The 13,175-nt window shown below is 53.3% G+C and carries 8 protein-coding genes; all 8 read left to right on the plus strand.

Translation table 11 applies throughout. The annotated features are described in order from the left end of the window. Positions 1-95: 95 nt before the first annotated feature. The gene (locus tag LG384_RS14790) at positions 96-1,343 is read left to right on the plus strand and encodes an MdtA/MuxA family multidrug efflux RND transporter periplasmic adaptor subunit (RefSeq protein WP_225761149.1); all 1,248 of its coding nucleotides are present in this window, start codon (positions 96-98) and stop codon (positions 1,341-1,343) included. After that, positions 1,343-4,465 carry an MdtB/MuxB family multidrug efflux RND transporter permease subunit gene (locus tag LG384_RS14795; RefSeq protein WP_225761150.1) on the plus strand — a complete coding sequence of 1,041 codons (3,123 nt, stop codon included), beginning with the start codon at positions 1,343-1,345 and terminating at the stop codon, positions 4,463-4,465. Before LG384_RS14790 ends, LG384_RS14795 begins: the two co-directional genes overlap by 1 nt. After that, complete coding sequence (gene mdtC / locus LG384_RS14800; RefSeq protein ID WP_225761151.1) at positions 4,466-7,546, plus strand: multidrug efflux RND transporter permease subunit MdtC; 3,081 nt, start codon at positions 4,466-4,468, stop codon at positions 7,544-7,546. Beyond that, positions 7,543-8,955: an MFS transporter gene (locus LG384_RS14805; protein ID WP_225761152.1), complete on the plus strand. Its 1,413-nt coding sequence runs from the start codon at positions 7,543-7,545 to the stop codon at positions 8,953-8,955. Before mdtC ends, LG384_RS14805 begins: the two co-directional genes overlap by 4 nt. Continuing rightward, on the plus strand, positions 8,955-10,358 hold the full coding sequence (gene baeS, locus LG384_RS14810; RefSeq protein ID WP_045444753.1) for a two-component system sensor histidine kinase BaeS: 1,404 nt from the start codon (positions 8,955-8,957) through the stop codon (positions 10,356-10,358). Before LG384_RS14805 ends, baeS begins: the two co-directional genes overlap by 1 nt. After that, positions 10,355-11,077, plus strand: a complete 723-nt coding sequence (gene baeR, locus LG384_RS14815) for a two-component system response regulator BaeR (RefSeq protein ID WP_225761153.1) — start codon at positions 10,355-10,357, stop codon at positions 11,075-11,077. Before baeS ends, baeR begins: the two co-directional genes overlap by 4 nt. 138 nt (positions 11,078-11,215) lie before the next feature. Further along, positions 11,216-11,548: a YegP family protein gene (locus tag LG384_RS14820; RefSeq protein WP_045444759.1), complete on the plus strand. Its 333-nt coding sequence runs from the start codon at positions 11,216-11,218 to the stop codon at positions 11,546-11,548. A gap of 159 nt (positions 11,549-11,707) precedes the next feature. Continuing rightward, complete coding sequence (gene yegQ, locus LG384_RS14825; protein ID WP_225761154.1) at positions 11,708-13,069, plus strand: tRNA 5-hydroxyuridine modification protein YegQ; 1,362 nt, start codon at positions 11,708-11,710, stop codon at positions 13,067-13,069. Positions 13,070-13,175 lie beyond the last annotated feature (106 nt).

Consider the following 13,175-nt stretch of genomic DNA (forward strand, 5'->3'; position numbering starts at 1 on the left):
CTACAGTGTTTCATAATTCCTCCATTTTTCTCCCTTGTCCGCTGGCTAAACTAGTATCATTCCGCGAAACGTTTCAGGATGAGAAACTTATAACAATGAAAGGCAGTAACAAAACCCGCAGGGTGATAGCAATCGTGATCGTCGTGGCCGCCATCAGCGCATTCTGGTTCTGGCAAAACCATAGCGATCGCCAGGGAAGCGCGCCTGGTGCTACCGGGCAAGCGCAGCACACCTCTGGCCCTGGTCGTCGGGGAATGCGTTCCGGTTCATTGGCTCCCGTTCAGGCAGCAACCGCCACCGAACAAACCGTCCCGCGTTATCTGACAGGGTTGGGAACAATTACTGCGGCTAACACTGCGACGGTACGTAGCCGCGTGGACGGTCAACTCATCGCGCTACACTTCCAGGAAGGACAACAGGTTAAAGCCGGCGACCTGCTTGCAGAGATCGATCCCAGCCAGTTTAAAGTTGCTTTAGCTCAGGCGCAGGGACAGTTAGCGAAGGATAAAGCCACGCTGACAAATGCCCGTCGCGACCTTGCCCGTTATCAGCAACTGGTCAAAACCAATCTTGTTTCCCGACAGGAGCTGGATGCTCAGCAGGCTCTGGTCAATGAAACTCAGGGGACGATCAAAGCTGATGAGGCCAGCGTCGCCAGCGCACAATTACAGCTCGACTGGAGCCGGGTCACGGCACCTGTGGATGGCCGCGTGGGACTGAAGCAGGTCGATGTCGGCAACCAGATTTCCAGCAGTGACACCACAGGGATTGTCGTTATTACCCAAACCCATCCGATCGATCTGATCTTCACCTTGCCTGAAAACGATATTGCCACCGTGTTACGGGCGCAAAAAACGGGTGCTCCGCTGAAAGTCGAGGCCTGGGATCGCACCAATTCGCAGAAACTGAGCGAAGGCGTACTGCTGAGTCTGGATAATCAGATTGACGTCACCACCGGTACCATCAAAGCTAAGGCCCGTTTTAATAATCAGGACGACGCACTGTTTCCGAATCAGTTTGTTAACGCCCGCATGCTGGTCGACACCGAACAAAATGCTGTCGTGATCCCAACCTCCGCATTACAGATGGGCAACGAGGGTCACTTTGTCTGGGTACTGAACACAGAAAACAAGGTCAGCAAGCATCTTGTCAAACCGGGTATTCAGGATAGCCAAAAAGTCGTGATCACTGCAGGGCTGTCAGTGGGTGATCGCGTCGTCACCGATGGTATCGACCGCCTGACGGAAGGGGCTAAAGTCGAAGTCGTGGAGGCACACACCTCCTCAGCCACAGAAGAGAAAGCCACCGCTAGCGGGTACAGCAAAAAAGGAGCACGCTCCTGATGCAGGTGTTACCCCCAGGCAATACAGGCGGCCCATCGCGCCTGTTTATTTTACGTCCCGTCGCGACCACGCTGTTGATGGTGGCAATTTTACTCGCCGGGATTATTGGCTATCGCTTCCTGCCCATTGCTGCTTTGCCTGAAGTGGATTACCCCACTATTCAGGTCGTGACGCTCTACCCTGGCGCTAGCCCGGATGTTATGACTTCCGCCGTCACCGCCCCGCTGGAGCGCCAGTTTGGACAGATGTCCGGCCTGAAACAAATGTCCTCGCAAAGTTCGGGCGGCGCATCCGTTGTCACATTGCAGTTTCAGCTAACCCTGCCGCTGGACGTAGCCGAACAGGAGGTCCAGGCCGCGATTAACGCCGCCACCAATCTATTGCCGGGCGATCTGCCGAACCCACCGGTCTACAGCAAAGTAAATCCGGCAGACCCGCCGATCATGACGCTGGCCGTCACCTCTACCGCCATGCCAATGACGCAGGTGGAAGATATGGTGGAAACGCGCGTGGCGCAAAAAATTTCCCAGGTCTCCGGTGTTGGTCTGGTGACACTTTCAGGTGGGCAACGTCCGGCAGTACGCGTCAAGCTTAATGCACAAGCCATTGCCGCTCTCGGGCTGACCAGCGAAACCATCCGTACCGCCATCACCAGTGCAAACGTCAATTCAGCAAAAGGGAGTCTTGATGGCCCAACACGCGCCGTTACTCTTTCTGCCAACGACCAGATGCAGTCTGCCGATGAATATCGTCAGTTAATCATTGCGTATAAAAATGGCGCACCAGTGCGCCTCGGCGATGTCGCCACCGTCGAGCAAGGAGCAGAAAACAGCTGGCTTGGCGCCTGGGCCAATAAGCAACAAGCCATTGTGATGAATGTTCAGCGCCAGCCTGGTGCAAACATTATCTCCACAGCAGACAGCATTCGCCAGATGCTTCCACAGTTAACGGAAAGCCTGCCGAAGTCAGTCAATGTCACCGTGCTCTCGGATCGCACGACCAATATTCGCGCGTCGGTTTCCGACACCCAGTTTGAACTGATGCTGGCAATCGCGCTGGTGGTGATGATTATTTATCTGTTCCTGCGTAATATCCCCGCCACCATTATTCCCGCAGTCGCCGTTCCGCTGTCGCTGATTGGCACCTTCGCGGTGATGGTCTTTCTCGATTTCTCCATCAATAACCTGACACTAATGGCGCTGACCATCGCCACAGGCTTTGTGGTGGATGACGCCATTGTGGTTATCGAGAATATTTCACGCTATATCGAGAAGGGAGAAAAACCGTTGAGTGCAGCCCTGAAAGGGGCAGGCGAAATCGGCTTTACTATCATCTCTCTGACCTTCTCACTGATCGCCGTGCTAATCCCGCTGTTATTTATGGGAGATATTGTCGGGCGTTTGTTCCGCGAATTTGCCGTTACGCTGGCAGTAGCCATTCTGATTTCCGCCGTCGTGTCACTGACCCTCACGCCGATGATGTGCGCACGTATGCTCAGTCAGGAGTCATTGCGCAAACAAAACCGCTTCTCTCGCGCTTCTGAAAGAATGTTTGATCGGGTCATTGCCGGGTACGGTCACTGGCTGGCTAAAGTGCTGAACCACCCATGGCTGACACTCAGCGTGGCGCTCGGCACACTCGTCCTTAGCGTCATGCTGTGGGTCTTTATTCCGAAAGGATTCTTCCCGGTGCAGGATAATGGCATTATTCAGGGCACGCTGCAGGCTCCACAGTCCAGTTCATTTGCCAGTATGGCCCAGCGCCAGCGCCTGGTGACTGACGTGATCCTCAAAGACCCGGCGGTTGAAAGCCTGACCGCGTTCGTCGGTGTTGACGGTACTAATCCGGCACTGAACAGCGCGCGCCTGCAAATTAACCTTAAGCCACTGGATGATCGAGATGATCGCGTACAGAAGGTTATCGCCCGCCTGCAGGATGCCGTTGATAAAGTTCCTGGCGTAGATCTCTACCTGCAGCCAACTCAGGATCTGACCATCGACACGCAGGTAAGCCGGACACAATACCAGTTTACATTGCAAGCCACCTCTCTCGACGCGCTCAGCACCTGGGTACCACAGCTGTTGGAAAAACTGCAGCAGTTACCGCAGCTCTCAGATGTCAGCAGCGACTGGCAGGATAAAGGACTGGTAGCATGGGTTAACGTCAATCGCGACAGTGCCAGCCGTTTAGGCATCAGTATGGCGGATGTCGATAACGCTCTGTACAACGCCTTCGGACAACGGTTGATTTCGACTATTTACACCCAGGCAAACCAGTATCGTGTAGTGTTAGAACACGACACCGACAATACGCCCGGTCTTTCCGCGCTGGACTCCATTCGCCTGACCAGCAGCGATGGCGGAATTGTGCCTCTGAGCACGATCGCCAGCGTTGAACAACGTTTTGCCCCACTGTCGATTAACCACCTCGATCAGTTTCCGGTTACGACCATCTCGTTTAACGTACCGGACAATCATTCGCTGGGTGATGCGGTACAGGCGATTTTGCAGGCTGAAAAAACGCTCAACCTGCCGTCGAATATTACTACTCAATTCCAGGGTAGCACGCTGGCATTCCAGGCCGCGCTCGGCAATACCATCTGGCTGATTGTGGCGGCAGTTGTCGCCATGTATATCGTGCTTGGCATCCTGTATGAGAGCTTTATTCACCCGATTACCATTCTCTCCACGCTGCCTACTGCGGGCGTCGGGGCGCTACTGGCGTTAATGATTGCCGGTAGTGAGCTGGACGTCATCGCGATTATCGGCATCATTTTGCTGATCGGTATCGTTAAGAAAAACGCCATCATGATGATCGACTTTGCCCTCGCCGCCGAACGCGAACAGGGAATGGCGCCGCGCGACGCCATTTTTCAGGCTTGCCTGCTGCGTTTTCGGCCGATCCTGATGACCACCCTGGCGGCGCTGTTGGGAGCTTTACCACTCATGTTAAGTACTGGCGTGGGTGCTGAATTGCGCCGTCCATTAGGTATTGGTATGGTCGGCGGTTTGCTGGTCAGTCAGGTGTTAACGCTGTTTACCACCCCGGTGATTTATCTGCTGTTTGACCGTCTGTCGCTGTATGTGAAAAACCGCTTCCCGCGCCAGGAAGAGGAAGCGTAAATGAAATTTTTCGCTCTTTTCATTCATCGTCCTGTCGCGACCATTCTCATCTCCGTCGCTATTACCCTGTGCGGCATACTGGGCTTTCGCCTGTTACCGGTCGCCCCGCTGCCGCAGGTGGATTTTCCGGTCATCATGGTTAGCGCATCGTTGCCCGGCGCGTCGCCAGAAACGATGGCCTCCTCGGTAGCAACGCCGCTGGAGCGCTCACTGGGGCGCATCGCGGGCGTGAACGAAATGACCTCAAGCAGTTCACTTGGTAGCACGCGCATTATTCTTGAATTTAATTTCGACCGTGATATTAACGGTGCGGCGCGGGACGTTCAGGCCGCCATTAACGCTGCGCAGAGCCTGTTACCGAGCGGGATGCCCAATCGCCCGACTTACCGAAAAGCCAACCCATCCGATGCGCCAATCATGATCCTGACACTGACCTCGGATACCTACTCGCAGGGTGAGTTGTATGATTTCGCATCGACTCAACTGGCGCAGACTATTGCGCAAATCGACGGTGTCGGTGACGTTGACGTCGGTGGCAGTTCCCTGCCCGCCGTGCGCGTGGGGCTGAATCCGCAAGCCTTATTTAACCAGGGGGTCTCGCTTGACGATGTGCGCAGTGCCATCAGTAATGCCAACGTGCGCAAACCTCAGGGGGCCATAGAGAGTGAAACACGGCGCTGGCAGGTACAAACCAACGACGAACTAAAAACCGCAGCGGAATATCAACCGCTGATCATCCACTACAACAATGGTGCGGCCGTGCGGCTGGGTGATGTTGCGTCGGTCAGTGACTCGGTACAGGATGTTCGTAATGCCGGTATGACCAACGCCAAACCGGCTATTTTGCTGATCATTCGCAAACTGCCGGAAGCCAATATCATCCAGACGGTCGACAGCATCCGGGCCAAACTGCCGGAGTTGCAAACCCTGATCCCGGCTACCATCGATCTACAAATTGCCCAGGACCGCTCTCCGACCATTCGCGCTTCGCTGGAGGAAGTGGAACAGACGCTGATTATCTCAGTCGCGCTGGTGATCCTGGTCGTATTTGTCTTCCTGCGCTCCGGACGCGCGACGCTCATTCCCGCCGTTGCGGTTCCGGTTTCGCTGATTGGCACCTTTGCCGCCATGTATCTTTGTGGATTCAGCCTCAACAACCTGTCGTTAATGGCACTGACCATCGCCACAGGTTTTGTGGTCGACGATGCCATCGTCGTGCTGGAGAACATTGCCCGTCACCTGGAAGCGGGGATGAAGCCATTACAGGCAGCATTACAGGGCACCCGCGAAGTGGGGTTTACGGTACTGTCTATGAGCCTGTCGCTGGTAGCGGTATTCCTGCCGTTACTGTTAATGGGAGGGCTGCCGGGACGATTATTACGTGAATTTGCCGTCACCCTGTCGGTAGCAATCGGTATCTCACTTCTGGTTTCGTTGACGCTCACACCTATGATGTGCGGCTGGATGCTTAAGTCCACGCCTCCTCGCCAACAGTCCCGTAAACGGGGCTTTGGTCGTCTGCTGGTCGCTTTACAACAGAGTTATGGCACTTCACTGAAATGGGTATTACACCACACGCGGCTGGTAGGCGTTGTTTTACTCGGCACGATCGCACTGAACGTCTGGCTCTATATTTCCATCCCCAAAACCTTCTTCCCGGAGCAGGATACTGGCGTATTGATGGGTGGGATCCAGGCCGACCAAAGCATTTCGTTTCAGGCCATGCGCGGCAAGCTTCAGGATTTTATGAAGATCATCCGCGACGACCCGGCGGTAGATAACGTGACCGGTTTCACCGGCGGTTCTCGCGTCAACAGTGGCATGATGTTTATTACGCTGAAGCCTCGTGGCGAGCGTCATGAAACCGCTCAGCAGGTAATCGACCGCCTGCGTGTGAAGTTAGCCAAAGAGCCTGGTGCGAACCTGTTTCTGATGGCGGTGCAGGATATTCGCGTCGGTGGAAGACAAGCCAACGCCAGCTATCAGTACACGTTGTTATCCGATGACCTTGCGGCACTACGTGAATGGGAGCCCAAAATCCGTAAAGCGTTAGCTGCCCTGCCCCAGTTGGCTGACGTCAACTCCGATCAGCAGGACAACGGCGCGGAGATGAACCTGACCTACGATCGTGACACCATGTCTCGTCTGGGGATCGACGTTGAAGCTGCCAATAGTCTGCTAAATAACGCCTTTGGCCAGCGACAAATATCGACTATCTATCAACCGATGAACCAGTACAAAGTGGTGATGGAAGTCGATCCACGCTACACCCAGGACATCAGTGCGCTGGATAAAATGTTCGTCATCAATAACGACGGGAAGGCTATACCGTTGTCGTACTTTGCCAAATGGCAACCAGCGAACGCCCCGCTGTCCGTAAATCATCAGGGACTCTCTGCTGCCTCAACAATTTCCTTTAACCTGCCAACTGGGGCTTCACTTTCTGAAGCGACAGAGGCTATCAACAGAACGATGACGCAGCTTGGTGTACCTTCCACGGTGCGCGGTAGTTTTGCTGGCACAGCGCAGGTTTTTCAGGACACGATGAACTCGCAGGTGATCCTGATTATTGCGGCAATAGCGACGGTTTATATCGTACTGGGCATGCTGTATGAGAGCTACGTTCATCCGCTGACGATCCTCTCAACGCTTCCCTCTGCTGGCGTTGGCGCATTGCTGGCGCTGGAGTTGTTCAATGCCCCATTCAGCCTAATCGCGCTAATAGGGATCATGCTATTAATTGGCATTGTGAAGAAAAACGCCATCATGATGGTCGATTTTGCGCTGGAAGCGCAGAGAAACGGTAAGTTGACGCCGGAAGAAGCGATTTTCCAGGCATGTCTGCTGCGCTTTCGCCCAATAATGATGACCACGCTGGCGGCGCTGTTTGGCGCACTACCTTTGGTGTTATCCGCAGGCGACGGCTCGGAACTGCGCCAACCTCTCGGGATAACCATTGTCGGCGGGCTGGTAGTCAGTCAGCTTCTGACGCTGTACACCACTCCAGTGGTATATCTCTTTTTCGACCGTCTGCGTCTGCGTTTTTCGCGTAAAAACAGCAAACCGGTAGCAGATCTATGACAGAACTTCCTGACAGCACCCGCTGGCAACTGTGGATTGTGGCATTTGGCTTTTTTATGCAGTCGCTGGATACCACCATCGTCAACACCGCGCTTCCCTCAATGGCAAAAAGCCTTGGTGAAAGCCCGTTGCATATGCATATGGTCATTGTGTCCTATGTATTAACCGTGGCCGTAATGCTGCCCGCCAGCGGGTGGCTGGCGGATAAGATTGGTGTGCGTAATATTTTCTTCACCGCCATCATCCTGTTTACGCTAGGATCGCTGTTTTGTGCCTGGTCCAATACGCTCAATGAGCTGGTCATTGCCCGCGTTTTACAAGGTGTTGGCGGAGCAATGATGGTGCCGGTCGGCAGGTTAACGGTGATGAAAATTGTCCCCCGCGAACAATATATGGCGGCAATGACATTCGTCACCTTGCCGGGTCAGGTGGGTCCGCTATTGGGACCGGCGTTAGGAGGCATTCTGGTTGAATACGCCTCCTGGCACTGGATTTTCCTGATTAACATTCCGGTCGGCATTGTCGGGGCAATAGCGACATTGATGTTGATGCCCAACTACACCATGCAAACCCGACGATTCGATCTTTCGGGTTTCATGATGCTGGCAGTTGGCATGGCGGTGCTGACGCTGGCTCTGGATGGCAGTAAGGGAAGCGGAATTTCAGACATTACTCTGGCTGCGCTCGTTATCTGCGGCGTAGTGGCGGTCCTGTTATACCTCAAACACGCCCGGCATAATCCGCGGGCACTGTTTAGCCTGAAGCTTTTCCGCACACCTTGCTTCTCGTTAGGCCTGTTTGGCAGCTTTGCCGGGCGCATTGGTAGCGGGATGTTGCCATTTATGACACCGGTATTTTTACAGATTGGCCTGAGCTTTTCACCGTTTCACGCCGGTCTGATGATGATCCCAATGGTACTGGGCAGTATGGGAATGAAACGCATCGTGGTTCAGGTCGTTAATCGATTTGGCTATCGTCGGGTGCTGGTCGCAACGACGCTTGGCCTGTCACTGGTCAGCCTGCTGCTGATGACGACCGCCCTGCTCGGCTGGTATTACGCCCTGCCCTTCGTTTTATTCTTACAAGGAATGGTCAATTCAACCCGTTTTTCGTCAATGAACACCCTGACGTTAAAAGATCTACCTGACGATCTCGCCAGCAGTGGCAACAGTCTGCTTTCGATGATCATGCAACTGTCAATGAGCATTGGGGTTACCATTGCCGGACTGCTATTGGGTATGTTTGGTCAACAGCATATCGCTATCGGCAGCGACACCACGCATACCGTCTTTATGTATACCTGGCTGTGCATTGCTCTCATTATTGCGCTGCCAGCCATCATTTTTGCCCGCGTGCCGAACGACACGCAACCCAACGCGGTGATTTCACGACGCAAAAGGAGCACCTGATGAAGTTCTGGCGGCCCGGTATCACCGGCAAACTGTTTCTGGCAATTTTCGCCACCTGCATTGTGTTGCTGATTAGCATGCACTGGGCCGTACGCATTAGCTTCGAACGCGGTTTTATTGACTACATCAAGCATGGTAATGAACAGCGTCTGCAAATGCTGGGCGACGCATTGGGCGAACAGTATGAACAGCACGGCAACTGGCGTTTCTTACGCAACAACGAGCGCTTTGTTTTTCAGATCCTGCGCTCTTTTGAACACGAAAATGACGATGACAAACCCGGCCCGGGAATGCCCCCACACGGCTGGCGCACACAGTTTTGGGTTGTCGATCAAAAAGCACATGTATTGGTTGGTCCGCGCGGCCCGGTGCCCCGTGACGGTATGCGCCGCCCTATAAAAGTTAACGGTGCTGAAGTTGGGGCTGTCATTGCCTCTCCCGTCGAGCGCTTAACGCGCAATACGGATATCAATTTTGATAAACAACAGCGCCGAACCAGCTGGCTCATTGTCGCGCTCTCTACCCTGCTGGCGGCACTGGCAACGTTTACCCTGGCGCGTAGCCTGCTGGCACCAGTCAAGCGGCTGGTAGACGGCACGCACAAACTGGCGGCAGGTGATTTTACCACTCGAGTTACGCCCACCAGCACGGATGAACTGGGCAAACTGGCGCAAGATTTCAACCAGCTTGCCAGTACGCTGGAAAAGAACCAGCAGATGCGTCGTGATTTTATGGCCGATATTTCTCACGAGCTGCGCACACCACTCGCAGTTTTACGCGGAGAACTGGAAGCTATTCAGGATGGCGTTCGCCAGTTCACTCCTGACTCAGTTGCCTCGCTACAGGCCGAAGTAGGTACGCTCACCAAACTGGTGGACGATCTTCATCAGCTCTCGATGTCTGATGAAGGGGCTCTGGCCTACCAAAAAACCTCGTTAGATCTTATACCGTTGCTGGAAGTCGCGAGCGGAGCTTTCCGCGAACGCTTCGCCAGCCGCGGATTAACGATCCAGCTTTCGCTCCCGGACAGCGTAACGGTATTTGGTGACCGCGATCGTCTGATGCAGTTATTCAACAATCTGCTGGAAAACAGCCTGCGCTACACCGACAGCGGCGGTGGGCTGCATATTTCTGCCGAACAACGTGACCGGCTGGTGCTGTTGACCTTCGCCGATTCAGCGCCAGGGGTCAGTGAGGAGCAGTTACAGAAACTGTTTGAACGATTTTATCGTACGGAAGGGTCCCGTAACCGCGCCAGCGGGGGTTCCGGGCTGGGGCTGGCGATTTGCGTCAATATCGTCCAGGCGCATAATGGACATATCCGTGCCGCCCATTCGCCTTTTGGTGGGGTTAGCATTACAGTAGAGTTACCGCTGGAACGCGATTTACAGAGAGATGTATGACTGAGTTACCCATTGATGAAAACACACCACGTATTCTGATTGTGGAAGATGAACCCAAGCTGGGACAGTTGCTTATCGACTATCTGCGCGCTGCAAGCTATGCCCCAACCCTAATCAATCACGGTGATCTGGTGCTGCCTTACGTGCGACAGACGCCACCCGATATGATTTTACTGGATCTGATGCTGCCAGGTACCGACGGTCTGACCCTGTGCCGGGAAATTCGTCGTTTCTCTGAAGTTCCCATCATGATGGTTACCGCCAAAATTGAAGAGATAGACAGGCTACTGGGGCTTGAGATCGGCGCAGATGACTACATTTGTAAGCCCTACAGCCCGCGAGAAGTCGTTGCCAGGGTGAAAACGATCTTGCGTCGTTGCAAGCCACAGCAAGAGCTGCAACAGATGGATGCTGACAGCCCATTGATCGTTGATGAAGGTCGTTTTCAGGCTTCGTGGCGTGGAAAAATGCTCGACTTAACGCCAGCCGAATTCCGCTTGCTCAAAACGCTGTCGCATGAACCGGGGAAAGTATTCTCGCGCGAGCAGTTGCTCAACCATCTTTATGACGACTATCGCGTCGTCACTGACCGCACCATCGACAGCCACATCAAGAACTTGCGCCGCAAACTGGAGTCGCTGGACGCGGAACAGTCGTTTATCCGCGCCGTTTATGGCGTGGGATATCGCTGGGAAGCCGATGCGTGCAGAATTGCGTAAACATCCCTCTCTAAAATGGCTCTGTCAGCTGGCGGAGCCTTCGTCACTAGCAACTCTGTGAATATCACCCATACTCTTACTGGCAATACGCTGTCGTTAATAACTGTTTGATATAAAATTTTTAATCAAGGAGTTCATATGGCTGGTTGGTTTGAGTTAAGCAAAAGCAGTGATAATCAGTACCGATTTGTTCTTAAGGCAGGAAATGGAGAAACTATCCTGACCAGTGAGCTTTACGCCACAAAAGGTGCTGCGGAAAAGGGGATCGCCTCGGTCCAGGTAAACAGCCCACTGAGCGAACGTTATGAGAAAAAAACGGCGACAAACGGCAAATTGCATTTCAATCTGAAAGCGGCAAACCATCAGGTTATTGGTACCAGTCAGCTGTATGCAAACGAGCAGTCGCGAGATACCGGAATTGCGTCGGTAAAAACCAATGGCATAAGTCAGACGGTGAAAGATAAAACCTGATTATCACTTCATCAGCCGGGTAACGCCAAACTGTCGCCCGGCGTTTTTCTTTACCTGTCTTCCCCGCAGCGCTACAATGCCCGCCCTTAATATGGGGGCACTCCCCTAACCGCCTCATTGAGTGAGGCGAGTCTGACCTGTCATCAGAACGAGAAAATTATGTTTAAACCGGAACTCCTTTCCCCGGCGGGAACGCTGAAAAATATGCGTTACGCTTTTGCCTATGGCGCAGATGCAGTATATGCGGGCCAGCCGCGTTACTCGCTGCGCGTGCGCAACAACGAATTCAATCACGAAAATTTGCAGCTCGGGATTAATGAAGCCCATGAACTGGGTAAAAAATTCTACGTGGTGGTAAACATTGCCCCACACAACGCCAAGCTGAAAACTTTCATTCGTGACCTGAAACCGGTTGTGGAAATGGGACCGGATGCCTTAATCATGTCCGACCCGGGTCTTATCATGCTGGTACGCGAAAACTTCCCGGATATGGACATTCACCTGTCGGTACAGGCTAACGCTGTAAACTGGGCAACGGTAAAATTCTGGAAGCAGATGGGACTGACCCGCGTGATCCTGTCCCGTGAATTGTCGCTGGAAGAAATTGAAGAGATCCGTAATCAGGTACCGGATATGGAGATTGAGATCTTCGTTCACGGTGCGTTGTGCATGGCTTACTCCGGCCGCTGCCTGCTCTCCGGCTACATCAACAAGCGCGATCCGAATCAGGGCACCTGTACCAATGCCTGCCGCTGGGAATATAACGTGCAGGAAGGTAAAGAAGACGTGGTAGGCAACATCGTACACAAGCATGAGCCTATTCCAGTACAAAACGTCGAACCTACGTTGGGTATTGGTGCACCGACTGACAAAGTGTTTATGATCGAAGAAGCTCAGCGCCCGGGCGAATATATGACCGCGTTCGAAGACGAACACGGTACTTACATCATGAACTCAAAAGATTTACGCGCCATTGCCCATGTCGAGCGTCTGACCCAAATGGGTGTGCATTCACTGAAAATCGAAGGCCGTACCAAATCCTATTACTACTGTGCTCGTACCGCGCAGGTGTACCGTAAAGCGATTGATGACGCCGCTGCCGGTAAACCTTTCGACACCAGTCTGTTAGAGACGCTGGAAGGTCTGGCGCACCGTGGATATACCGAAGGCTTCCTGCGTCGCCACACACATGACGACTATCAGAATTACGAATATGGTTTTTCTGTTTCCGAGCGCCAGCAATTTGTCGGTGAATTCACTGGCGAGCGCAAAGGTGAGCTGGCGGCAGTACTGGTGAAAAACAAATTCACCGTTGGTGATAGCCTAGAACTGATGACCCCGCAGGGTAATATCAATTTCACCCTAGAGCAGATGGAAAACGCCAAAGGCGAGGCAATGCCGGTCGCTCCAGGGGATGGCTACACTGTGTGGATGCCGGTACCGCAAGATATTGATCTGAACTATGCCTTGTTAATGCGTAATTTTGCCGGGGAATCCACGCGAAATCCGCATACTAAGTAGTTAATTATGGATATTTTTCGGCGTTCGGAAGATTCTTAGAAACCGATCACATACCGTTTCGTTCATTAAGGGTATTATCTGTTTCGCTGAAAAACATAACCCATAA

The organism is Citrobacter sp. Marseille-Q3906 (genome assembly GCF_916618775.1).
Lineage (GTDB): Bacteria > Pseudomonadota > Gammaproteobacteria > Enterobacterales > Enterobacteriaceae > Citrobacter > Citrobacter murliniae.

Bases quoted from the DNA above. Each gene is read 5' to 3' on its own strand.
- LG384_RS14790 (WP_225761149.1), top strand. From the start codon at position 96: ATGAAAGGCAGTAACAAAACCCGCAGGGTGATAGCAATCGTGATCGTC.
- LG384_RS14795 (WP_225761150.1), top strand. From the start codon at position 1,343: ATGCAGGTGTTACCCCCAGGCAATACAGGCGGCCCATCGCGCCTGTTT.
- mdtC (WP_225761151.1), top strand. From the start codon at position 4,466: ATGAAATTTTTCGCTCTTTTCATTCATCGTCCTGTCGCGACCATTCTC.
- LG384_RS14805 (WP_225761152.1), top strand. From the start codon at position 7,543: ATGACAGAACTTCCTGACAGCACCCGCTGGCAACTGTGGATTGTGGCA.
- baeS (WP_045444753.1), top strand. From the start codon at position 8,955: ATGAAGTTCTGGCGGCCCGGTATCACCGGCAAACTGTTTCTGGCAATT.
- baeR (WP_225761153.1), top strand. From the start codon at position 10,355: ATGACTGAGTTACCCATTGATGAAAACACACCACGTATTCTGATTGTG.
- LG384_RS14820 (WP_045444759.1), top strand. From the start codon at position 11,216: ATGGCTGGTTGGTTTGAGTTAAGCAAAAGCAGTGATAATCAGTACCGA.
- yegQ (WP_225761154.1), top strand. From the start codon at position 11,708: ATGTTTAAACCGGAACTCCTTTCCCCGGCGGGAACGCTGAAAAATATG.